Consider the following 22,474-nt stretch of genomic DNA (forward strand, 5'->3'; position numbering starts at 1 on the left):
TTTATTTGCGGGACGCCAGGAATCTATCCAGGTCCTCCGGCAGGTCCGCCTGAAGCCGTAAGCATTTGCCCGTTACCGGGTGTGTAAAATCCAGGGAAAACGCGTGCAGGCACAGCCGCTTATGTCTCAATGCGTAATCCTTGCGAAAAGCGAACTTGGTTTCGCCGACGATAGGATGCCCTATTCCTTTAAAATGTATGCGTATCTGATTTGTCCTTCCGGTTTCCGGGCTGACCTTGACCACGCTGAAATCCCCGCGTCTTTCCAGCACCTCGAACCTGGTAACCGCCTGTTTGCCTTCAATCGGAACGCGGATATTTCCGCCGGGCTGGTTTATTCTTTTCTGGACAAAGGCGATATAGGTCTTTTTTACTTTATGCCGGCGAAAAAGGTCCATAATCTGGTCCTGGATCGGCCGGGATTTGGCGTAGATTATCAAGCCGGATGTTTCGCGGTCCAGGCGATGGCAGGGATAAAACCGGTTTTTTCCGGAGGCCTGGCTCTCTTCATTCAATATGCTGGTCAGCGTGCGGGATTCGTTCTTGGGGGTAGGTACGGTAAGAAGCCCGGCAGGTTTATCCAGAATGATCAACCAATCATCTTCATATACAACCGGGATATTCATTAATTAACGTGTATAAAACCTAGATTATCTCAAGCATCTTGTCGATAGCATGCCTGGCGCGCTTGCGGATATCATCACAGACGCGCACCTCCATCTGCATGTTCTGCAGGGCCCAGAGTATCTTCTCCTGGGTGGTGCGTTTCATATTCGGGCAGACCGCTCTTTCCGAAGCCGGATAAAATTCCTTATCCGGGTTATCCTGCTTCAGCCGGTAAACCACCCCGACCTCTGTACCGACAATAAACTCTTTTGCGTCGTTTTCCGCGGCAAACTTTCCCATCTGGCTTGTGGATAACACGGCATCGGCCATGGCTACCGCTTCAGGCAGGCATTCCGGATGCACCAGGACCTTGGCCTGGGGATGGAATTTCTTTTCTCTCTTTATGTCTTCCGGGAGTATCTTTACATGCGTGGGGCAAAACCCATTCCAGGTTATCAGTTTTCTGCCGGTTTTCTTGGCCACAAAATCACCCAGGTATTTATCCGGGACGAAGATTATCTCTTCTTTGTCTTTAAAGGCGTTGACCACTGCTACGGCATTGGTCGAAGTACAACAGACATCCAGCTCCGCTTTTACCTCGGCGGATGTATTCACATAACCGACCACTACGGCTTTAGGATGGTGCTTTTTGAGCTTCTTCAGGTCCTCAGCGGTCATCATATTAGCCATAGGACAGCCGGCAAGGACATCCGGAACAATGACTTTTTTGTCCGGGCAGAGTATCGAAGAGGTTTCCGCCATAAAATGCACCCCGCACAACACGATCACCTTAGCCGGGCTCTTAGCGGCAATACGGGCCAACTCCAACGAATCCCCGCGGAAATCCGCCACCTCCTGCACCTCCGGAAGCTGATAATTATGCGCCAGGATCACCGCATTATGCTTTTTCTTTAATTCAGCGATAGCCTTGCTGAAATCGGCTTTGAATTTTTTTTCTGTCATCTTGATCTAATCCTTTTGCTTATGATTATACCGTATCATTACCACGGCCGCAATCCCCTTATTAAGACAAGGGCATTTTATCAAAAATATATTCCCGCATCAACAGCACATAACCTATCCCGCCCGATCCTTTTATCTTCAAAGGGATCTTGCGCTGATCGGCGCTGATCCATATTTCAAACCGGCTGGGTGAGCTCTGAAAATGATAGGATTTGAATGTGCCTGCGGGAACAGTCACATCTTCCATGCCGGTGAACTGTATTTCAAAACTCTGAGTGGGCAGGTTAGCCTTGAATGTCCAACCCTGCTCCAATTTAGCCATTCGCCTTACGCAATATGGCAATAATATGGCGTTCTGAATCGGGCCGTTTCGCTGGATCTCAGTCTGCTGCGGTTTATTCTTGCCGACGAATTTAGTTATGACCAGATGATATTTTTGCTGGTCATAATCCTCGATGATCTGTTCCTTTTTAGGCCAGGATAAAATATCCCGGACTACCTTCAAAGGCAGGTACGTATCCGGGTCTCCGTAGATCATCTCCTGGTCGACAAAATGAAAAAGCTCGGTTTTAAAGCTGATCTGATTTACGGTTTTGCCGTTAAGCTCTACCTTTGCCAAGTGATGGAATTCCGCCTTGCCCAGCCGGACATTGCCCATTTTAACGTCATAAATGATCTTCTCGCCGACGCGTTCGGGGAATTCCTGCTTTTTTGTTTCCGTTTTTTTCACCGGCGCTGCCCCTGCGGGGCCATGCCGGACTGCCTTCTCCAGCACCAGTATGATCAGGACCGCAAACAGGGCTATTAAAAGTAATACAGTGTATTTACGCATCATTAATTGCGGCATATCCGGGTCATTTCCCGAGTATCCTTAAAAGATTAAGCCCGGTCTTAGGATCGATCCCTTTGGTCGCCTTAAGTCCCTTAAGCTCAAAAACAACCGCCTCGATCACCAGGAAGATGCGAGAATCCTTGCGCACGCATCCGGTAAGGGACTTCGCCTTCTTGCCAATTGAACTGTGGATATGTATTTGCGGGCCCGCGGCATTGGTATAAACCGTGCCGATGCCCATAGCCTCCCAACCATCTTTGAAATTCACCCAGTTGGGCTGCGGTGGGATAACCGGTTTTTTCGGCCCGGTGACCAGGTTGCCTTTTTTGAGCGCACCCAGAAAAACGAATACGCAGGTCTTGACCTTCTCACGGCGGCAGAATCTTTCGACTTCCTTAAGCATTACATCATCATCGCTGAATTTCAAAAGGAATATTCTGCCCAACTTGCCCTTGGTATATTCCATCAAATCCTCCGCTATCTCAGATGCACGATGTCCCCGGCCATGAATTTCTCCACTATCCCGGAATCCCTGCGCACCAAAAGCCCTCCGTCCGAATCAATATCCAAGGCCTGGCCTTCCAGATGTTCTTTACGACAGGCCAGTTTTATCCTGCGGCCAAGGGTAATATTATACCCGCGCCATTTATCCAATATTGTCGCGCTGCCTTTTTTGGCAAAGATACCGTAGTTCTCCTCGACCCTGCGCAGGATCTCTTTTAAAAGCTCCTGCCGGTTGACCTCTTCTTTCTTCTCTTCTTTCAATGAAACGGCCCCCGGGACCAATTCTTCCCGGCTGTTATTCACGTTCAGGCCGAAACCGATTATCACAAAATTAGCCGCATCGATCTCGCCTTTAAGCTCGGTCAATATCCCGCCTAATTTCTTTCCGTTGGCCAGGATATCATTCGGCCATTTTATCTGTGTTGTAACCCCGGCATACTCTTTTATCCCTTCACAGATACTTACCGCGGTCATTAAGGTAAGCACGGGTATCTGGCTGGACGGTATATCCGGCCTTAATATAAATGTGCAATAGATGCCTTTGTATCTCGTGGATACCCAACTGCGGCCCAGCCTGCCTCTGCCTTTGGTCTGATATTCCGCGATAACCGCGGTGCCTTCGGCAACGCCCTGGCTGCATAATTCCATTGCCGCGTCCATTGTAGAAGGCAAATGGTCGTAATAATGGATCTTGCGGCCGATAAATTTTGTTCCCAGGCCTTCGGCTATTTCCGCGGGATACAATCTGTCCGGGCAGGATAAGATACGGTACCCCAAATGCGGGATCGCGACTATATCATAACCGTCATCCCTCAGTTCCTGGATGTGTTTCCACAAAGCCTGCCGGGTCACTCCCAGGTGCCGGCTTATATCTTCCCCGGAAATATATTCGGTTTTTTTTCGTAAAAGCCCGAGTATCTTATCCTGCATATGGCCTCAAAGATTATCCTGTTGTCAGCTGTTTATTCAACCGGAGGGCAAGAAAGATCTAAAAATGCAGTTCCATGGCATGCGTGGGACAAACCTTTACGCAGAGCTCGCAGGCAATGCATTTCTTCTCATGGAAGAGTATTTTACGGGTCTGGGGATCGACCACCAGCGCCTGGGCCGGACAAATAGGCACGCATAAACCGCAATCCGTGCATTTAGCGGTATTACGGATAATATCCTCTCCCAAAGGCTGCATCTTTACTCCGGATGAATTCAGGTATTCCAGGCCTTTCTTGAAATCATCGGACTGTCCGATCAATTCCAGGACCATCAACCCTTCTTCCTGTGGAGTAACGTAAGCCTTAAGGATATTAAATTTGAGGTTATAATCCTTCACTAACTTGTAAACTATCGGCTGGTCAACCAGGCGATGCGGGAAATGAAGGACTATTCGTTTTGTGGTCATACGGCGACTACCTCTTTTACCTCCGGGACCTCTTGTTTTAGTATGCGTTCTATGCCCATTTTCAGGGTCATCTGGCTCATCGGACAACAGCCGCATGCCCCGGTCAACCTTACCTTGACTATGCCTTCAGGCGTAACTTCTACCAGATCGACATTGCCGCCTTCAACAGCCAGCATCTCTCTTACTTTATCCAAAGCCTTCTCTACTTTTACTTTCATTTAAGCTCCTTAATGACCCGAGGCAACCGGATGTCGGCTGTCCGGATAGTTTTTACTCTATCGGTCTTTCTTTCAGCGGTTTAAAGGTATACCCGGAATCCTTGCCGGGTAAAGGGCTTACTGCCTCACTGAGCAGAAAATCCCCTTTTTTGATCCAGGCCTTTAATTCTTCGGCAATCTCTTTAGCCTTGGAATAACTGGAAAGAGCTCCAGTAGGAACATCCTTGCCCTCAATGCTGATCTTGCCGGATTTCAGCTTTTTATAACTTACCTCGCCCAAAGAACCCGGAACCAACTGGGGATAGGCTTGGGAATAATCCACTATCTGGGTATAGATATCCTCATCCTTTATCGCGGCATAAGCTGCGATCTCTTCGTTCAATATAGGTATAGGCACTCCTATACCCACGGTCAGGGTCGCGCCATAGCCCAGCATGCTCGTCCCTCTTAGCCATTCGGCCTTCATTTGTTTCAGGTCGCCGATGACCGCAATAGTCCCCGCCCCTGCGGTCGGCGTGCCGTTATTCTTACGCTGAACGCCAGGATTGTGCTGGGTCCCGTGCCAGGCGATATACCCCACTCCGCCGCCCAGGAATATCCTGGTGCCCACGCCTATGGTCTTATAACACGGGTCTTTCAATAAAGGCGAAAGCTGGCCGGACGAGGAATAATTGGCATTGCCCATATTCGGCTTTAACGCGCCCATATAGGTGTAGATCATTTTATCCGAAAGATTTACCGCCACATTATAATTCTGGTAACAATTGCGTATATTAAAAAGCACTGCCTCATTAAGGTCCTTGAGGTTGATCCAGGTCTCCAGCTTCCTGCGCGGATAACAATCAGTTCCGTAGGCAGACGCCTCCAGCCGCAGGTCTTTTCCCTCCAGCAATTCCTGAAGCACATGTCCGCCGCCGTATTTGAACTCGCCGGGATATACCTTGTTGCGGGGATCATCATCCGGCAAAGCAGCCGCCCCCAGATAAACATCCGCTGCGGCGAACCCGGTATAAGCCGGCACGTCATTGAGCTTGCAGACGCCGGCGCCCAGCTTTATCCTGGGTTTTGAGTGGCCTATATTAAAATAAGCTCCGGAAGAACACATCGGCCCGAAAGTGCCGGTAGTAACCACGTCCACTTCCTGGCTGGCCTTCTTAAGCCCTTTTTTATCCACCAGATCTATGATCTCTTCGGCGGTAACCACCACTACTTCGCCGGTCTTGATCTTCTGGTTTATTTCAGCAATAGTCTTCATTTATCTTGCGCCTCCTATAAACCTTTAATTAACCAATATTATACCAAATTAATGGCTTTTAAACAAATAAAAACAAAAAAGGCAGGGCGTTCGCTCAGCCCTGCCTTTTCCGTTAGGAATAAACAGTTTTATCTATTTAAACAACGAGTTAGAGATGATGAACGCCGAGAAAACGATCGACACCATAGACATCAGCTTGATCAGGATGTTCAAAGACGGCCCGGAGGTATCTTTGAACGGGTCGCCCACGGTATCCCCTACTACGCCGGCTTTATGGGCCTGAGAGCCTTTTCCGCCGTGGTGGCCTTCCTCTATATATTTCTTGGCATTGTCCCAGGCGCCGCCGGAATTAGCCATCATTATCGCCAACACGAAACCGGTGACCGTGGCTCCGCACAAAAGCCCGGCAACCGCGTTAACCCCTGCCAATAACCCCACGATGATCGGGGCAGTGATAGCCAATAAAGACGGCAGGATCATTTCCTGCTGCGCGGCAGCGGTGGCGATATCCACACACCGGGCATAATCCGGCTTGGCTTTGCCTTCCATCAAACCGACTATCTCCTTGAACTGCCGGCGGACCTCTACGACTATTTTCCCGGCTGCCCTGCCTACCGCGCGCATTGTCATCGAACAAAAAAGGAACGGCATCATTGCGCCGACGAACAACCCAATCAACACATTGGGGTTCATCAGGCTAAGATCCAGGTTGAAGTCGATGCCTCTTTGCTGCACGGTCATAATAACCTGGTCCCGATATGCGGCGATCAAAGCCAAAGCGGTCAAAGCAGCTGAGCCGATGGCAAACCCTTTGCCTGTGGCGGCTGTGGTATTTCCTAATGAATCCAGGGCATCGGTCCTTTTCCTTACTTCAGGAGGAAGATGCGACATCTCGGCGTTACCGCCGGCATTATCCGCGACCGGGCCATAGGCGTCAGTGGCTAAGGTGATCCCCAGCGTGGACAGCATGCCTACAGCCGAGATCGCTATGCCGTAAAGGCCGATGTTGAAATCCTGCGCGCCGCCTGATAAAAAGAAACTAGCCATTATAGCAATACAAACCACTAATACCGGTATAGCTGTAGACATCATACCCACCGCCAAACCGCTGATTATTACAGTAGCCGGCCCGGTTAGCGCTGAATCGGCGATAGTTTGGGTCGGTTTAAAACCGCTGGATGTATAGTATTCAGTGACCAAGCCGATGATCACCCCGGCGATCAAGCCGGAAAGAACCGACCAGTAAACCCCTATATGCTCCGCCCCCAAAATATGCCTGATCAGGAAATAAGAGATTATTGCCACGATCAAAGAGCTGGTGAACACGCCTTTCCTCAAAGCGGCCAACAACACTGACTGACTGGCGTTTTCCTTGCTCTGGACGAAGAAAGTCCCGATTATCGAAGCGATAACCCCTACTGCCGCCATAACCAGGGGCACGGTGACCCCGGCAAGGCCCAATCCCGCGGCAACGCCTAAAGCTGAAGTGGCGACTATGGAACCGACATAAGATTCGTAAAGATCGGCGCCCATACCGGCAACGTCGCCGACATTATCGCCGACATTATCCGCTATAACCGCGGGATTTCTCGGGTCATCTTCCGGTATGCCTGCTTCCACCTTGCCTACCAGATCGGCTCCGACGTCAGCCGCCTTGGTGAAGATACCGCCGCCAACGCGGGCAAAAAGCGCCTGAGAGCTTGCGCCCATGCCGAAACAAAGCATTGTAGAGGTGATCGCGGCGATCTTATCCATTCCAATAACAACCGGGTGGGCCGTATAATACCAATCAAGAAAATAATACCAGATACTCAAATCCAACAGCCCCAAACCTACCACGGTCATTCCCATTACCGCGCCGCTGGAAAACGCGCAACGCAGGCCGGCGTTCAGGCTCTTTGTTGCAGCGGCAGCTGTGCGGTTTGAAGCCTTAGTGGCTATGGTCATGCCGATAAAACCGGAAAGCCCGGAAAAGAACCCGCCGGTCAAAAAAGCGAACGGGACGAACATAACCAGGTACTTCATATACGCCAAGGCAAGCAGTATGAAAAAAACTACAAAAAAGAACACGGCTACGCCTATGTATTGCCTCTTCAGATAGGCCTGCGCGCCTATCCGGACCGCCAAGGCGATCTCTTTCATTTTATCCGTGCCTTCATCCATCCTCAATAAAGATACCGCCAAATAGAAAGCAAATCCCAGAGCTAGAATCGAACCCACAGGGGCAAGCAACAACAGATCAAAATGCATACTTTCCTCCATTAGTTAATGAAATTTGAGCCTCTAAATTAACACAAAACGTTATATTAGTCAATGGAATTTAAGGATAGGTTATATTATAAGAAAAGATGCTGAAGTGGACTGGATGTATCCGGAACTACGCTTGGGCTTCTTTTTGCTTCTGCTTCTCTTCGAGTATCTTCGCGGCTACCTCAGCAGGGACTTGCGCGTATTTATCGAATTCCATGGAGGCATTGGCCCTGCCGCTGGAAAGCGAACGGAACCCGGTGGCATAACCGAACATCTCGGAAAGCGGGGCTTCCGCGTCAACGACCTTCTGATTGCCTTTCATCTCCATCCCCAGCACCTTTCCTCTGCGGGAACAGATATAGCTGATCACGCCGTTGACGTATTCCTCAGGGGTAGTGACCTCCAAAGACATTGACGGTTCAAGCAGCACAGGGCTGGCTTTCATGAACACCTTCTTAAAACAAGCTATTGCCGCCAGTTTAAAAGCCAGTTCCGAGGAATCCACGTCGTGGAACGAACCATCCAGGAGGTTGATCTTTATATCCACAACAGGATACCCCGCGTAAACACCGTTTTTCATCGCCTCAACAACGCCCTTTTCTATTGCAGGGAAGAACGAGCGGGGAATAGCCCCGCCTTTTATGCTGTTGATGAATTCAAACCCTTTGCCCGGCTCATTGGGGGATATCTCAAAAACCACATGGCCGTATTGGCCGCGCCCGCCGGATTGCTTTATATGCTTATACTCATCCTTAGCGATGGCCTGGATAGTTTCGCGGTAAGCCACCTTGGGTTTTCCTACTACCGCGTCCACTCCAAACTCGTTCTTCAGCCGGTCAACGATGATCTCCAGGTGCAATTCGCCCATACCGGTAAGCACTGTCTCTTGGGTCTCCTGATCGGATTGCACGATAAATGTCGGGTCTTCTTCAGTAAGCTTGGCCAGACCTTTACCAAGCTTATCCTGGTCAGCCCTGCTTTTCGGCACGATACTTAAAGAAACCACAGGCACCGGGAACTGGATCGTCTCTAACAAAACCGGGCTGTCCATATCGCTGAGCGTATCCCCGGTCACGGTATTTCCCAGGCCGATCACCGCCACGATATCTCCGGCAAAGGCATGCTCTTTTGGTTCGCGCTGATTCGCGTGCATCTGCAGGATGCGGCCGATCCTTTCTCTTTTGTTCTTGGTCACATTCAAGACATAAGTGCTGTTGTCCAACCTTCCCGAATAAACCCGCACATAAACCAGTTTACCCATATGCGGGTCGGTCTGGACCTTGAAAGCCAGACCGCAAAAAGGCTCATTGCTGTCAGGTTTACGCTCTATCGAGTTTTCCGTATTATCAGGGCTGGTCGCCTTGACCGCAGGGACATCCAGCGGAGACGGCAGGAACATATTTACCGCATCCAGAAGCTTTTGCACTCCCTTATTCTTAAAAGACGCCCCGCAAAGCACCGGAACAAGTTTATTCGCCACAGTCCCCTTACGGATAACTCTTACCAGTTCTTCTGTAGTCACGGAATCCGGCGATTCCAGGTACTTTTTCATCAACTCATCGTCGAAAGCCACTGCCCTCTCCAGCAGGATATGCCGGTATTTAGCGGCGCTTTCCTTATATCCCTCGGGGATATCTTCGATCTTATATTCCTTGCCCATTGTTTCATCGTCGTAAATATAGGACTTCATTTCGATCAAGTCGATCACCCCGCGGAATTTATCCTCGGCGCCCAAAGGTATCTCCAAGGCTGCCGCGTTAGCTCCCAATATTTTTTCGATCCCGGTCAATACAGCGAAAAAATCCGCTCCGGTGCGGTCCATCTTATTCACAAAGGCGATCTTGGCTACATTGTATTTATTCGACTGTCTCCAGACTGTTTCCGACTGCGGCTCAACCCCGCCTACAGCGCAAAAAAGCGCAACCGCGCCGTCAAGCACGCGCAAACTGCGCTCCACCTCAACAGTAAAATCCACATGGCCCGGTGTATCAATGATATTGATCCGACAGTCTTTCCAGAAACAGGTAGTGGCTGCCGAAGTAATGGTGATCCCTCTTTCCTGCTCCTGCTTCATCCAGTCCATCTGGGCCTTGCCGTCATGAACCTCGCCGATCTTATATGATTTCCCGGTGTAATACAGTATACGCTCTGTGGTGGTGGTTTTCCCGGCGTCGATATGCGCCATAATCCCGATATTCCTTACTTTCTGCAGTTCTATTTCCGGGGCAATGAATACTTTAGGCTTTGCTTCTACGGCCTCGGCGGGCGCTTCTTCCAAAACAGGCTCGGCCGCAGGGTCCGGGATATCCGGCGCGGCTTCCGGAACAGATTCCGGAATAACAGGAATCTCTCCTGCCGGTTGAACTAACGGCTTCTCATCTTCTGCGGGAGCGATTGGTTGAGGTTCAGGCACAGATTCCGCAAGGACTTGGGGGATCTCCGTCCTTACTTCTTCAACTTTAACCGGGGACGGAACGGACTGGCGCTGGACCTGGGCGTATAAATCCTTGATCATCGCTTCTTTTCTTTCCAGCGCCTTGTCTTTTTCCCCTAATTCCTCTTCCAACTTGCTGTATTCTTCATTAAGACTGTTAAAATCTTTCTTGGAGATCCATTCGCTTTCCTCCAGGTCTTTCCTCATCTTCCGCACGGTACGAGAAAGCTCCTTGGCTTCATCGGCCTTAGCCTCCAGGTCTTTCAACAGACGGGCTATCTGATGGCGCATCTTCTCCATCTCTTCGGCCTTGGCCTTGTTCTCATCTTCAAGCTTGCTGTACCTCTCAGCGGCTGCCCGCAAATCCCGGTTCAGATCCACGTTCTTGGAATATTCCAACACCAGTTCTTTTTCTTTCTGAAAAAGCACGTCCTTGTTCTCTATCGCCTCTCTTTTTATTTTATTGGCATCCTCTTCATTGCGATCAAACCATTCTTTGCGCTTGAGCAGCTCTTCCTTAAACCCTGCCTCGGATTTCCTGGCGGCATCCAGGTTTTTCTGCAACTCAACGCGATCGGCATTTATTTTTTCCAATTCAGCGCTAAGACCGGCAGCCTGTTCCTGCAGTTTGGTTATCCGCGGATCCTGAACCGGGGCCTTTTTCTTGTTTTTATCATCAGCTGCCGGGATAGTCATAAAATACCATCCCAGGCCGATAACTATAAAAAGAGCCAATATCCCGATCAACATGTAAGTCATAATGCTTCTCCGGACTTATATATAGGAATAGAAAATACTTTCTTTAAATATACTACATTAACCGTTTACTTTCAAGGGGTTAGCGCAGGATATCTGAAAACGCTTTCCTCCCCCAAACAACAAGGCCGGATCTCCCAACCTATTGACGCGCAATCAGTTGTAAGACCCGGCCTTGATAATGGGCTGGCTATTATAACCCCTGCATAACCTTAATTACTTTCTCGTTTACCTTGTTTTGCTGGAGATAAGTAACATCTTCCGGGGTAAGGCTGAATTTGGAATTGCTCAGCCTGATGCGATCAATAATCACATCCTCATGAATATCCTGTTGAGTCAGGTCCACGATCTGCTGCAAGCTCATCTGGTTGGGATTTAACGCTGCCTGGGCCTGCTGCTGGGATTGAACGGACTGCTGCTGGGCCGGCTGCTTTTGTATCTGGCTGCCCACCAATGCCCCGCCTAAAGCCCCCAGCGCTCCTCCGATCAACGCGCCTTCGCCCCGGCCTTTGCCCCTGTCTCGGCCCTGGTTCCCAATGATCATCCCGGCGCCGGCGCCGACCAAGCCCCCGATAACCGCGCCTTCGCCTGCCCGGTTAGGCGAATTCTGACACCCGATAATGGAAAAAACCATTGCCGCCGATAAAAAAACAACTGTGATCTTTTTCATTGCTTCCTCCTTAATATTGATCAAAAACTGGCCGTTAAAGTCTTTTCCTCAAGCCCGGCTATTTCTTGCTGAAGCGCCGCGGGAAGGCCAAGTATATTCACATCCATAAACCCACGCACGATTATCGACTGCGCCTCCACAGCGCTGAAACCCCGGGAACACAGGTATTCTATTTCATCTTTACTGATCTTGCCGATAGCCGCTTCATGCGAAAGCTCCACGTCCCGATAATCGGTTTCCATCTCCGGTATCGCGTGGATATGGCCTTTCTCCGAAAGGATCAGGCCGCGGCATTCCAGGTGGCCTTTGACATTAGGAGTCTCGGCTTTCACGTGGCCGCGGGATATGACATTCCCTCCCAGGCTTACCGCCCTGACGATCATCTCGCTTTGCGTATTTTTCCCGCGCATTATAGCCCTGGACCCTATATCATGCAGGCATCCGGGATGAGAAAGTATCAACGAATTGAAACTTGCCCGTGAATTATCCCCGGAAAGCACGGCAGTCGGATACATAACGATTTCCTTGACCGGCTTAAGGCAGATATAATTGGATACGTAAACAGAATCCTCTTCAAGCAAAGCGATCCCCACGGGCTTTACGGAAACATCCTCCCGCCAGGAATGGATCATAGTGAAATTAAGATAAGCGCCTTTTTTAAGAAAGAACTCGGATAATCCCAGGTGGAACCCCTCTTTAGCGGAATCAGCCGCGGAACAGCCGGTGATCAAATATACCTTTGCGCCCTCTTCCACTACCACTACATTATGCACCTTTTGCTTAAACCCCTGAGATTTCAAAAAAAGACAGGCCTGAATGGGCATCTGCACAACTGCGCCTTTTTTGATCCGGATAAAATACCCGCCTTCTGTGTCTTTAGGATACTCGCGCCCCAGCCGGTCGAATGCCTGGCCTAAATACTCCCGGGCCTGAGGCTCCTTTTCCAGGGCCTCTCTAATATCCAATATATCCACGTCCTTGGTAAGGCTACGGGAGAACATCACCCTGCCGTCTTTCTGAAGAAAACTGGCGGAACGGGTATCTTCCGAGGCATCCAATCCGGATGAGGCAAGCGCCTCATTCTCCCCCGGTTCAATATGTTTAGCTAACTCTTCCCTGGACATGCAAACACTCCTTGCATTTTTCGTATCCGAATTTCCTTATGCTCACGAACATCTCCTTGGGATTGCCAACGCACCATAGCCTGCCGTCGATCATTACGCAGCCGTTCTGGGCCTTGACATAATCCAGGATATAACCGGTATGGGTGATCATCAAAGCCGATTTGCCCGGGCGGGAAAGATACTCGTTCAAGGCATTCCCCATAATAGATATGTTTTCCAGATCCACCCCTGACTCCGGCTCATCCAAAAGCAAAAGGTCGGGATCCTGCAATACTATCTGAAAAAGTTCCGAACGTTTCATCTCTCCTCCGGAAAAACCCATATTTATATCCCGGGGCAGATGATCGGACAAAGAAAGCCTTTCGGCTAATTCATTGACCGCCTTTTCGTCTTTCGATAAGAACCCGGCTATCTGAGAAAGCTTAACCCCGGTGATGCTCGGCGGATGCTGGTACATTATCCCCAAGCCGAGCTTGACCCGCTCTTCTATGGAAAGGCCGTTTATTTTCTTGCCCTTAAAGACTATATCGCCTTTTTTGACAGCGTACCCGGAAAAACCCATAACCGTCTTTAAAAGCGTGCTTTTACCGCTGCCATTGGGCCCAAAAAGCACAGCCGGCCGGTCTTTCTTGATGGAAAAATTAATACCCTCAAGTATCGGCTTGCCCGCCACCTCGACTGAAAGATCTATCACTTCCAACATCTCTATACGCCCTCTTTGGTTAATTCCGGATATTCTAACACAAAAGGGATTTATAGGCAATAAACCCTTTGTATTACACCCTGCGGCGGTATCCGACAATAATGGCTGCCGCGGAGATCGCCATCAACAGCAGGCTGATCCATTGAGACACACTGATCCCGGATAAAATAAAATTAGCGTCGTAATAACGCAGGCTCTCGATTATAAACCTGGTAAAAGAATAAAACAGTATAAAAACCCAGAATAAGAAACCGGGGAAATTCCTGCGTTGTTCAAGCCGCCATAAAAAAAAGAAGATAACCAAACAGGCTGCGGATAAATAAAGCTGCGTGGGCAGGACAGGCAAAGAACACCGGGCATTCCCGGATATTAATCCGTCTGCCACCTGTTGAGAGAAAGCAGGAGGGTCGCCCAAAGCCGGGTAACTCACGCCGAAACGCGGGGATATCTTGCCGTAGCAGCACCCGTTCAGAAAACAGCCGATCCTGCCGATAGCAATACCCAATGCCAGCGGTGCGGCGAAAATATCCAGGACCTTCATAATCGATAGCTTGTTCTTAATGAGAAAAAATACCGCAACAATAAAAGCGCAGATCAACCCGCCGTAAAACACCAGGCCGCCTTCCCAGAGCTTGACCATCTCCAGCGGATTGGCCATATAATAATTCCAGTTCATTACCACGAACATTATTCTCGCCCCCAATATAGACGAGATGGCGATATACAGGCTTAAGTCCATTATCTTATTCTTGTCTATGCCCTGCTTATGGCCGCGCACAGCAGCCAGAAGCGTCCCGCAGACAAAGGCCAAAGCCAGCAGAGCCCCGTAAGAATAAATATTGAACCCGCCTAATTTGAACAATACCCTGAACATAACCTATAACCCCAGTGTCTTTTTTATCGTTTCTTTGTCAAATCCGATAATGATCTTTCCGTCAATATCAATTACCGGCACGCCCATTTGCCCGGACTTGGAGACCATCTCATCGGCCTTTTGTTCATCAGCTCCGACGTCATAACTTTCATAAGGTATTTTATTCTCGTTCAGGAATTGTTTCGCGCGCACGCAGTAAGGGCAGGTAGCTGTGCTGTAAACCAGGACTTTCTTGGCCATTTTCGCCTCCCTGTTCATTTCAAATGACGCGGGGTAAGGTCGACCGCCTCTTCGACCTCCATTACTATCATATACTGCGGCTTGGGGAACGCCGCCTCCGGATGCCGGCCGGCGCTTTTTTCTTCCCGGAGATCCCGGATTATCCGCTGGCTTATCTTTACCGCCACCTTTTCCTCCCAAAGCCTGGTAATATTCTCCGGGAGCTGGTTTATTTTGACCACCCTGGCTTTTCCTTTAAGGCAATATCCCTGGAAGGAATGCTCATCAGCGGCAGTGATGTTCATCCGGGGATTCTTCTTCAGGTTGACGAAAGTATGCTTTAAGTAAAGATCCAAAAGATATACCCTGCCGGATTTATCCAGCTTGACTATGCTCTTGCAGGAGCTATTGACCCCGCCATTGTGATCAATGGTCGAAACGATCACAAAACTCTGTTTCTTAAAGAAATCGACTACTTCCTCGGAAAGGGCGCGCATATCTTTTATTTCACTTCCAGCCGTTGCGAATTCTGCCAAAGGCCGTGGATGTTGCAATACGAAGAAACCAGGATCGTTCCCGGTTTATCGCTTAAAAAACTAAAGGCGAATTCCGGCCGGGAATAAACAGTGGAGGCATTCGGCCCCTGGGCGGATTCACCATGGCTGCAGGCCTCGAACCTGGCTATCTGGACCGGGAACTTTTCCCCGTCCGCGAGAAAATACGCCTCGATCCAGCGGATATGATGCTCTGTGGTGTTAGGATGCGGGATCTCTTTGCCTACGCTGAGTTTTACCTGCACTGCTTCGCCTTTTTTAGCTTCTGTCGCAGCCTCAATGACCGGGACGTGCTTTTCTTTCTTCCAATCCGCGTTCTGGAATAAATCCTTTAATTCAGCCATTTTCCACCTCTTGTGTAGAGACACAATACCAGCGCAATTCCGATTAGCGCTGGGTACAAATTACTATCTCAACACCCGCGCAATTCCGAATAGCGCGGGGTGTCAATTATTACCCCAACACCAACGCTATACCAATTAGCGCCGGGTGCTAATTACACCTTCTCGAACATATCCTTGCCCACTCCACATTCCGGACATACCCAGGTATCCGGAATATTCTCAAAAGCGGTACCAGGCTTGATCCCCGCCGCGGGATCGCCAACCGCCGGATCATAAATATAACCGCAGACAGTGCAGCGATATTTTGCCATAGCCCCTCCTTAGATTTTCCCGGCGAATGATCTGCCGAATTCATAGCACGCGTTCAATTCATCAGTGTCCGGGACGAATTTAGCCGAAATAGAAGGCACTGCCAGCTCTATCCCTGAAAGCTTCACCACGTCTTCTATCTCTTTAACCGCGCCGCCTGCCCAGCCGAAAGACCCGAATACGCCGGCGATCCTGTTCTTGGCTTTAAAACCTTTGACCAGTTCCAGAAAACCGGAGATCTGCGGGAGCATATCATTGTCGTGCGTGGATGAGCCGAAAAGAAAACCCCGGGCATCGAGCATTTCAGTGATCACCTCGGTCCGGTCAGCCTGGTTTATATCAAAAAGCTGCACTTCCATCCCGGAATCGATCAACCCCCTGGATATGGCTTTGGCCATTTTCCCGGTCGATCCCCACATGGTTTCATAGACTATCACTGTTTTGGCCGATGGCTTCTGGCCGGCCCAACCAAGGTAAGCTTTGATTATCTGAGCGGGATCGCTGCGCCAGATAAGCCCATGGCTGGGGGCGATCATTTTTATCGGAATGTTCATCTTCTGCACTTCTTCGATCTTGCGCAAAACCAATCCGCTTAAAGGCCAGAGGATATTGGCGTAATATTTCCTGGCTTCCTCCATTAAAACAGATTGATCCACCTGGTCGTTAAACCTGGCGGAAGTGGCGTAATGCTGGCCAAAGGCGTCGTTGGGCATAAGCATCTCGTCTTCCGGGATATAAGTGAACATGCTGTCCGGCCAATGCAGCATTGGAGCTTCCAGGAAAACAAGCCTGCGGCTGCCTAATTTTATCCCGTCGCCGCTTTTAACCGCCTGAAAATCCCAGTCAGCGTAATAATGCTTATACAGGCCTTCTTTGCATTTCTGCGTTCCCAGCACTTTGGCCCCGGGGCATAATTTCATCAACTCCGGCATTGCCCCGGAATGATCGGTTTCCACATGATTGGCTATAACATAATCTATCTTTGCCGGATCGATCACTTCTTTGATCCTGGCGATGAATTCCGGAGCGAAAGCGGGCAGGACAGTGTCGATCAGCGCGATTTTGTCATCAACAATAAGATAAGAATTATAGGTTGTCCCTCTTTTAGTGGTGTAGGTATGGCCGTGGAAATTGCGCACGTTCCAATCCACCACGCCGACCCAATAGATCCCTTTCTTTATCTCCTGCGGTTTCATATCAGGGCTCCTTTACAAATTGGCTCTTATCCGCCCCGCACACCGGACAACGCCAGCTATCAGGAATATCCTCAAACAGCGTGCCTGGAACTATCCCGGAATCCGGGTCACCCAGCGCGGGATCATATATATAATTACATACTTCGCAGCGGTATTTCTGCCCGGCCCCGGGGATCTCCTGCTTATCCTCGCCCTTAATAAAAGTCGGGGCTGACTGCGGGGTTGTCCCGCGCTTGACCTTATGGTAATAATCATAGGTCATGGGCACGGCTTCCTTCAACAATTTCGATGCGGTTATCTCCCCCAGAAAAAGGGTATGCGTGCCGCAATCCAATTCCTTGACCACCTTTGCTTCAAGATATGCCAGGGTATGCTCTAAAACAACCGGGCATCCGGAATCCAGCGCGGAGAACTGCACATTCTCAAATTTATTTATTTCGCGCCCGCTCTTAAAGCCGAACTTGCCGATAAGGTCCAAAGGGCAGTTTTGGGTAAGCACTGATACCGTGAACCTGCGGCTTTCCCGGATGAACTCGTGGGTAAGATTATTCTTATTGATGCTTACCGCTATAGTCGCGGGCTCGCTGGTGATCTGAAATACGGTATTGGCGACCTGGCCATTAGTCCGGCCATTTTTATAAGAACAGACTATATACATCCCGTAACTAATATTATGCAGGACGCTAAGATCCATATAACGCTCTCCTTTTACAGCCCGACATCCTTAATTACTTTTTTTACCGCCTCTGCCGAATTCCTGAACGCCTTTTGCTCGGACTCGTCCATATCCAATTCCAAGACCTGCCGGACCCCGCTTTTGTTGACTACCGCCGGAAGGCTCAGGTATACATCTTTAACCCCAAGATATCCGTTGATCAGAGAAGAAACCGGCAAAATGGCGTTTTCATCATTGATGACCGCCTGGGTGATCCTGACCAGCGCAAGGCCTATGCCGTAAGAGGTTTCGCCTTTGCGCTCGATTATCTTATACGCCGAATCCCTTACCTCGGCGAAGATGGAATTGAATTCGTCCTCAGGGCGGCAGATATGGTTATTCGAACATACCGAACAATAATTCTTAAATAGCGCCCCGCCGATCATCGCCTTGCTCCAGACCGCGAATTCGCTGTCCCCGTGCTCTCCCAGGATATAGGCGTGGATATTATGCGGATCCACCCCGCAATGTTTGCTTAACAGGAAACGAAAACGCGCGGTATCTAAAACCGTGCCGGAACTCATCACCTGGCCGGCAGGCTTTCCGGAGATCTTATAAGCGGCGTAAGCCAGGATATCCACGGGATTAGTTACTACAAGTAAAAGGGCGTTCGGCGCGTGCTTTATGATCTCCGGGATCATCCGCTTAAACAGGCCCGCGTTATCCCTGACCAGATCGATCCGGGATTGTCCGGGCTTTTGTTTGCTGCCCGCGGTTATAACCACAATGTCGGAATTCCTGATATCCGGGTAATCGCCCGCGATCACTTCTACCGCCGGTATATACGGAGCGCCGTGGGAAAGGTCCATTACCTCGCCTTCCAGCCTCTTGCGGTCCAGGTCCACTATCACGATCTGCCTGGCCAGCGCCCTGCTCATTAAAGCATACGCATAGCGCATGCCTACGTTGCCGCATCCGATTATCGAAACCTTGGGTCTAAGATCATCCATAACGCCCTCTTTCTCTAAACATCCACGCCTATCCATTTACGTATCGCCAGCCCGATCAGGAAGTTTATACCGGCGATCCCCAAACTTATACCTGCCATTTCCATAAATCGCGCCTTGAATTTCAAACCTTTCGCTACCGAGATATAAAAAGTAAAAATAAAGATCGCCAGCAGCGCGAAAAGAACAACCAGGCTTAAACAAACAAATATATTCTTGAAAATCAAATACGGCGAGATCAATAAAGCCACGGTAAAACAATAGGCGATCCCGGTATAAATACTGGCCTTTAAGGGATCCTTCTTTGTTTCCTCCTGCTTGGTGGAAAGGTATTCCGAAGCAGCCATAGATAGAGCCGCGGCGATCCCGGTGATCAATCCGACTATAGCAACCAGGCGGGTTTTCTGCAATGCCAGGCTGAAACCCACCAGCGCGCCGGTCAATTCCACTAACGCGTCATTTAGCCCGAGAACCACGGAACTAACATACATCAGGCCTTCTTCGTCTACCAGGTCGATAAGTTCTTTTTCATGCGCTTCCTCATCATCGATGAGCCGGGAGACCGCAGGTGATACGTCCCTTAATTTAACATAGAAATCCTGAGCCAGGGCCTCTGCGTTCTCTAAAAGTTTCAAGCCAAAGGTGATCCCGAAGATCCTGGCTACCCAGACATAAAATAATATCTTTAACCGGTCCGGCTCGACATCCTCGCCGGAAATACCTTTCCAGAATTCATAGTGCGACAATTCATCCCGGGATATCTTTTCCAGGATGGCTGCCCGCCCTTTATCCTTCAGCGTTTGCCCAACTTGATGATAAATAAAATACTCGGTTATTTCATTTCTCTGGGCCTTCAGGACATTCTTTTTTAATTCCTGCGTCAGCATGTTCCTTTTTGGCATTTTCGCCGGCTAAAGAACTTGTATAATTCCATTGCCCATAACGGGAACGAGGAGATCGCGATCACCAGGAACCAATCAAATAAGCCGAGGGCTTCAGTCTTGAATACTGTCTGCAGGAACGGCATATACACTACAGCCATCTGCAGAAAGAATGAAACCAGGCAGGCCAGGATAAGTTTTTTGTTGGTGAATATGCCTATTTTAAAAAGCGACTCGGTCATGCTCCGGCAATTGAACGAATGGAATAACTGGCTGCAAGAGAGCACCACAAAAGCCGCTGTCCGGGCCCTGGCCAGGCCTTCTTTTTCCAGGTAGAGCACCAGGCAAAAAGCCAGCAAACTGCAAAAAGCTATAAAACTTCCCTGGACCAACATAATTATTCCCCGGGACCGGTTAACCACCGGCTCGTTGGGCTTTCTGGGCATGCGTTGCATCACCTTGGGTTCGACAGGATCAACCCCCAAAGCAAGCGCGGGAAATCCGTCGGTGACCAGGTTCACCCAGAGTATGTGTATGGGCAAAAGCGGAACAGGCATGCCTAAAAGCGAAGATACAAACATCACTAATATTTCTCCGGCATTGCAGGACAAAAGATAATGGATGAATTTCTTTATATTATCATATATGCCCCGTCCCTCTTCCACTGCCGCGACTATAGAGGCGAAATTATCGTCGGTGATAACCATATCCGACACTTCTTTGGTCACATCCGTACCGGTGATCCCCATGGCTACGCCGATATCCGCCTCTTTTACCGCCGGGGCGTCATTAACCCCGTCGCCGGTCATGGCCACGACCTCTCCCCTTCTGCGCCAGGCTCGCACTATCCTTAATTTATGCTCCGGGGATACCCGGGCGTAAACCGGTATGCGCTCGATCTCTTTTTCTAGCTGCGCATCGCTCAAGCGGTCAAGCTCCTCTCCGCTCAAAGCCCAGGATCCGCCTTTAAAGAATCCCAGGTCCTGGGCAATAGCCACAGCGGTATTCTTATGGTCTCCGGTTATCATCACTGTCTTGATCCCCGCGCTCTTGCAGATATTGACCGCCGCCCTTACTTCCTCCCGGGGCGGGTCGATCATTGCCGCTAGCCCCAAAAATATCAGATCCTTCTCGATATCCGCCGCTTCATATTCTTTAGTCTGGGCATCCAGGGGCCGGAAAGCGACAGCCAGGACGCGCATGGCCTGGTTAGCCAGATCGATATTGCTCTTGCTGATCCTTTCCCTATCCGCCGCGGTCAATTGCCGGATATCCCCGTTATCCTGTATATAGGAACAGTCATTCAATAATATGTCCGGAGCGCCTTTAACAAAGGCGCGCATCTTCTGATCCTTTGCCTGACGGACAACGCTCATCTTCTTGCGCACTGAATCAAAAGGGATCTCCTCAATAAACTGAAATTCACCTTCTGCGCGATCTTTATAAATACCCGCCTTTGCCGCCGCGGTCAACAAAGATGCCTCGGTCGGGTCTCCGAATATCCGGTAACCTTTTTCGCCTTTGGTCAACTGCGCACTATTGCATAATACCGCGGACAAAAGCATTTGTTTCAGGTCCGGAAAATCAGCCGGATTTATTTTTGTTCCGTCAGAACTGAATTCCCCCGCAGGTTCATAGCCGATACCGCTTACCTTGAATAACCGGTTACCGCTATAAACCGCCTGCACGGTCATTTCGTTCTTGGTAAGAGTCCCGGTTTTATCCGAGCAGATCACCGTAGCGCAGCCCAGGGTTTCCACTGACGGGAGCTTGCGGATAAGGGCATTGCGTTTGACCATGCGCTGCACGCCTAAAGCCAGGGCAATCGTCACTACCGCCGGCAGGCCCTCGGGGATAGCAGCGACCGCCAAACTTACTGCGGTCAAAAACATCGCTATCAAATTATCCCGGTTGAACCCTCCCCGGAACAACCCCAGAAGAAAAACCATCCCGACCAAAACAAAGCACACATAAACTATCCACTTGCCGAATTCCTCTAATTTTTTCTGTAAAGGAGTATCCTCCTGCTTTATATCCTGGATCATCCCGGCGATCTTGCCTAATTCTGTGCTCATCCCGGTGCTGATAACTACCGCCCGGGCCTTGCCTGACGCTACTGATGTGCCCAGGTAAACCATATTCGCCCGTTCAGCCAAAGGCACTTCTTTTTCCGGCAAAGCCTGCTGGGTCTTATCCACAGGCGTGGATTCCCCGGTAAGCGATGCTTCCAGGGTCGAGAAATTCGAACTGACCCAGAATAAACGGCTATCCGCGGGCACATGGTCCCCCGCTTCAAGCTCGATTATATCTCCGGGGACAATTTCCGCGGAAGGGATCACCTTGGGCTGGCCGTCACGAAAAACCTTGGAATTCGGGCTGGACAGTTTCTTCAGAGCGGCCAGGGATTTTTCCGCGCGGTATTCCTGGATAAAACCCATTAAGGCGTTCAGGATGACAATGCCGATGATCGCCAGGGCATCGATCCATTCCCGCAAGAAGCCCGAAACCAGGGCCGCAGCGATCAATATCCAGATAATAAAATCATTGAATTGTTCCAGGAATTTGACCAGCAGGCTTACCGGCTTCTTTTCCTTCAACGAGTTAGGCCCGTATTTAACCTTGCGGGCTGCGGCTTCCTGCTGAGTAAGCCCCTTATTCAAGCTGGTATCCAGCGTTTTTTCTATTTCGTGTATCTCCGACTGCCAAGCTGCTTTCATTACCCTTC

At 49.9% G+C, this 22,474-nt stretch carries 23 protein-coding genes; all 23 read right to left on the reverse strand.

Annotated elements, in window-relative coordinates; genetic code table 11:
- Position 1: 1 nt before the first annotated feature.
- On the reverse strand, positions 2–625 hold the full coding sequence (locus tag M0R35_01335) for an RluA family pseudouridine synthase (protein MCK9594303.1): 624 nt from the start codon (positions 623–625) through the stop codon (positions 2–4).
- Between the two features lie 19 nt (positions 626–644).
- Positions 645–1,568, reverse strand: coding sequence for a quinolinate synthase NadA (gene nadA / locus M0R35_01340; GenBank protein MCK9594304.1), 924 nt, complete (start codon positions 1,566–1,568; stop codon positions 645–647).
- A 61-nt stretch (positions 1,569–1,629) separates the two neighbouring features.
- Positions 1,630–2,415, reverse strand: coding sequence for a DUF3108 domain-containing protein (locus tag M0R35_01345; GenBank protein ID MCK9594305.1), 786 nt, complete (start codon positions 2,413–2,415; stop codon positions 1,630–1,632).
- 7 nt (positions 2,416–2,422) lie between these two features.
- A complete protein-coding gene (locus tag M0R35_01350) occupies positions 2,423–2,866 on the reverse strand; it encodes a DUF296 domain-containing protein (protein ID MCK9594306.1) in 444 nt (147 codons plus the stop codon).
- Between the two features lie 11 nt (positions 2,867–2,877).
- The gene (locus tag M0R35_01355) at positions 2,878–3,834 is read right to left on the reverse strand and encodes a biotin--[acetyl-CoA-carboxylase] ligase (protein MCK9594307.1); all 957 of its coding nucleotides are present in this window, start codon (positions 3,832–3,834) and stop codon (positions 2,878–2,880) included.
- Positions 3,835–3,892: 58 nt separating this feature from the next.
- A complete protein-coding gene (locus M0R35_01360; GenBank protein ID MCK9594308.1) occupies positions 3,893–4,300 on the reverse strand; it encodes a 4Fe-4S binding protein in 408 nt (135 codons plus the stop codon).
- Positions 4,297–4,518, reverse strand: a complete 222-nt coding sequence (locus M0R35_01365) for a NifU family protein (protein MCK9594309.1) — start codon at positions 4,516–4,518, stop codon at positions 4,297–4,299. Before M0R35_01365 ends, M0R35_01360 begins: the two co-directional genes overlap by 4 nt.
- Positions 4,519–4,570: 52 nt before the next feature.
- Complete coding sequence (locus M0R35_01370; GenBank protein ID MCK9594310.1) at positions 4,571–5,773, reverse strand: homocysteine biosynthesis protein; 1,203 nt, start codon at positions 5,771–5,773, stop codon at positions 4,571–4,573.
- A gap of 132 nt (positions 5,774–5,905) precedes the next feature.
- Entirely contained in the window at positions 5,906–8,023 is a 2,118-nt protein-coding gene (locus tag M0R35_01375) for a sodium-translocating pyrophosphatase (protein MCK9594311.1), read from the reverse strand.
- A 127-nt stretch (positions 8,024–8,150) separates the two neighbouring features.
- Positions 8,151–10,253, reverse strand: a complete 2,103-nt coding sequence (fusA, locus tag M0R35_01380) for an elongation factor G (protein MCK9594312.1) — start codon at positions 10,251–10,253, stop codon at positions 8,151–8,153.
- A gap of 1,153 nt (positions 10,254–11,406) precedes the next feature.
- A complete protein-coding gene (locus tag M0R35_01385; GenBank protein ID MCK9594313.1) occupies positions 11,407–11,883 on the reverse strand; it encodes a glycine zipper domain-containing protein in 477 nt (158 codons plus the stop codon).
- Positions 11,884–11,903: 20 nt separating this feature from the next.
- Positions 11,904–13,007: a SufD family Fe-S cluster assembly protein gene (locus M0R35_01390; GenBank protein ID MCK9594314.1), complete on the reverse strand. Its 1,104-nt coding sequence runs from the start codon at positions 13,005–13,007 to the stop codon at positions 11,904–11,906.
- Positions 12,985–13,710: an ATP-binding cassette domain-containing protein gene (locus M0R35_01395; protein MCK9594315.1), complete on the reverse strand. Its 726-nt coding sequence runs from the start codon at positions 13,708–13,710 to the stop codon at positions 12,985–12,987. The genes M0R35_01390 and M0R35_01395 overlap by 23 nt, the downstream gene beginning before the upstream one ends.
- A 73-nt stretch (positions 13,711–13,783) precedes the next feature.
- Complete coding sequence (gene lgt, locus M0R35_01400) at positions 13,784–14,584, reverse strand: prolipoprotein diacylglyceryl transferase (protein MCK9594316.1); 801 nt, start codon at positions 14,582–14,584, stop codon at positions 13,784–13,786.
- A gap of 3 nt (positions 14,585–14,587) precedes the next feature.
- On the reverse strand, positions 14,588–14,824 hold the full coding sequence (locus M0R35_01405) for a glutathione S-transferase N-terminal domain-containing protein (protein ID MCK9594317.1): 237 nt from the start codon (positions 14,822–14,824) through the stop codon (positions 14,588–14,590).
- Between the two features lie 14 nt (positions 14,825–14,838).
- Positions 14,839–15,339, reverse strand: coding sequence for a pyridoxamine 5'-phosphate oxidase family protein (locus M0R35_01410; protein ID MCK9594318.1), 501 nt, complete (start codon positions 15,337–15,339; stop codon positions 14,839–14,841).
- Positions 15,306–15,701 carry a class II SORL domain-containing protein gene (locus M0R35_01415; GenBank protein ID MCK9594319.1) on the reverse strand — a complete coding sequence of 132 codons (396 nt, stop codon included), beginning with the start codon at positions 15,699–15,701 and terminating at the stop codon, positions 15,306–15,308. Before M0R35_01415 ends, M0R35_01410 begins: the two co-directional genes overlap by 34 nt.
- A gap of 152 nt (positions 15,702–15,853) precedes the next feature.
- The gene (locus M0R35_01420; protein MCK9594320.1) at positions 15,854–16,012 is read right to left on the reverse strand and encodes a rubredoxin; all 159 of its coding nucleotides are present in this window, start codon (positions 16,010–16,012) and stop codon (positions 15,854–15,856) included.
- Positions 16,013–16,021: 9 nt separating this feature from the next.
- Positions 16,022–17,206, reverse strand: a complete 1,185-nt coding sequence (locus M0R35_01425) for a flavodoxin domain-containing protein (protein MCK9594321.1) — start codon at positions 17,204–17,206, stop codon at positions 16,022–16,024.
- 1 nt (position 17,207) lies between these two features.
- Positions 17,208–17,900 (reverse strand): rubredoxin, encoded by a 693-nt coding sequence (locus tag M0R35_01430; protein MCK9594322.1) that lies wholly within the window; start codon positions 17,898–17,900, stop codon positions 17,208–17,210.
- A 14-nt stretch (positions 17,901–17,914) separates the two neighbouring features.
- Entirely contained in the window at positions 17,915–18,871 is a 957-nt protein-coding gene (locus M0R35_01435) for an L-lactate dehydrogenase (GenBank protein ID MCK9594323.1), read from the reverse strand.
- Between the two features lie 14 nt (positions 18,872–18,885).
- On the reverse strand, positions 18,886–19,770 hold the full coding sequence (locus M0R35_01440; GenBank protein ID MCK9594324.1) for a VIT1/CCC1 transporter family protein: 885 nt from the start codon (positions 19,768–19,770) through the stop codon (positions 18,886–18,888).
- Positions 19,749–22,466, reverse strand: coding sequence for a calcium-transporting P-type ATPase, PMR1-type (locus M0R35_01445; GenBank protein MCK9594325.1), 2,718 nt, complete (start codon positions 22,464–22,466; stop codon positions 19,749–19,751). The genes M0R35_01440 and M0R35_01445 overlap by 22 nt, the downstream gene beginning before the upstream one ends.
- Positions 22,467–22,474: the final 8 nt, after the last annotated feature.

This window comes from Candidatus Omnitrophota bacterium (assembly GCA_023227985.1).
In the GTDB taxonomy this organism is placed as follows: domain Bacteria; phylum Omnitrophota; class Gorgyraeia; order Gygaellales; family Profunditerraquicolaceae; genus JALOCB01.

What these genes read in the sequence shown, in the direction of transcription:
- M0R35_01385 (MCK9594313.1), bottom strand. Translation starts at nt 11,883, where the DNA reads ATGAAAAAGATCACAGTTGTTTTTTTATCGGCGGCAATGGTTTTTTCC.
- M0R35_01375 (MCK9594311.1), bottom strand. Translation starts at nt 8,023, where the DNA reads ATGCATTTTGATCTGTTGTTGCTTGCCCCTGTGGGTTCGATTCTAGCT.
- M0R35_01420 (MCK9594320.1), bottom strand. Translation starts at nt 16,012, where the DNA reads ATGGCAAAATATCGCTGCACTGTCTGCGGTTATATTTATGATCCGGCG.
- M0R35_01365 (MCK9594309.1), bottom strand. Translation starts at nt 4,518, where the DNA reads ATGAAAGTAAAAGTAGAGAAGGCTTTGGATAAAGTAAGAGAGATGCTG.
- M0R35_01390 (MCK9594314.1), bottom strand. Translation starts at nt 13,007, where the DNA reads ATGTCCAGGGAAGAGTTAGCTAAACATATTGAACCGGGGGAGAATGAG.
- M0R35_01435 (MCK9594323.1), bottom strand. Translation starts at nt 18,871, where the DNA reads ATGGATGATCTTAGACCCAAGGTTTCGATAATCGGATGCGGCAACGTA.
- M0R35_01335 (MCK9594303.1), bottom strand. Translation starts at nt 625, where the DNA reads ATGAATATCCCGGTTGTATATGAAGATGATTGGTTGATCATTCTGGAT.
- lgt (MCK9594316.1), bottom strand. Translation starts at nt 14,584, where the DNA reads ATGTTCAGGGTATTGTTCAAATTAGGCGGGTTCAATATTTATTCTTAC.
- M0R35_01440 (MCK9594324.1), bottom strand. Translation starts at nt 19,770, where the DNA reads ATGCCAAAAAGGAACATGCTGACGCAGGAATTAAAAAAGAATGTCCTG.
- M0R35_01370 (MCK9594310.1), bottom strand. Translation starts at nt 5,773, where the DNA reads ATGAAGACTATTGCTGAAATAAACCAGAAGATCAAGACCGGCGAAGTA.
- M0R35_01360 (MCK9594308.1), bottom strand. Translation starts at nt 4,300, where the DNA reads ATGACCACAAAACGAATAGTCCTTCATTTCCCGCATCGCCTGGTTGAC.
- M0R35_01350 (MCK9594306.1), bottom strand. Translation starts at nt 2,866, where the DNA reads ATGGAATATACCAAGGGCAAGTTGGGCAGAATATTCCTTTTGAAATTC.
- M0R35_01405 (MCK9594317.1), bottom strand. Translation starts at nt 14,824, where the DNA reads ATGGCCAAGAAAGTCCTGGTTTACAGCACAGCTACCTGCCCTTACTGC.
- nadA (MCK9594304.1), bottom strand. Translation starts at nt 1,568, where the DNA reads ATGACAGAAAAAAAATTCAAAGCCGATTTCAGCAAGGCTATCGCTGAA.
- M0R35_01445 (MCK9594325.1), bottom strand. Translation starts at nt 22,466, where the DNA reads ATGAAAGCAGCTTGGCAGTCGGAGATACACGAAATAGAAAAAACGCTG.
- M0R35_01415 (MCK9594319.1), bottom strand. Translation starts at nt 15,701, where the DNA reads ATGGCTGAATTAAAGGATTTATTCCAGAACGCGGATTGGAAGAAAGAA.
- M0R35_01345 (MCK9594305.1), bottom strand. Translation starts at nt 2,415, where the DNA reads ATGCCGCAATTAATGATGCGTAAATACACTGTATTACTTTTAATAGCC.
- M0R35_01395 (MCK9594315.1), bottom strand. Translation starts at nt 13,710, where the DNA reads ATGTTGGAAGTGATAGATCTTTCAGTCGAGGTGGCGGGCAAGCCGATA.
- M0R35_01430 (MCK9594322.1), bottom strand. Translation starts at nt 17,900, where the DNA reads ATGGATCTTAGCGTCCTGCATAATATTAGTTACGGGATGTATATAGTC.
- M0R35_01355 (MCK9594307.1), bottom strand. Translation starts at nt 3,834, where the DNA reads ATGCAGGATAAGATACTCGGGCTTTTACGAAAAAAAACCGAATATATT.
- M0R35_01425 (MCK9594321.1), bottom strand. Translation starts at nt 17,206, where the DNA reads ATGAAACCGCAGGAGATAAAGAAAGGGATCTATTGGGTCGGCGTGGTG.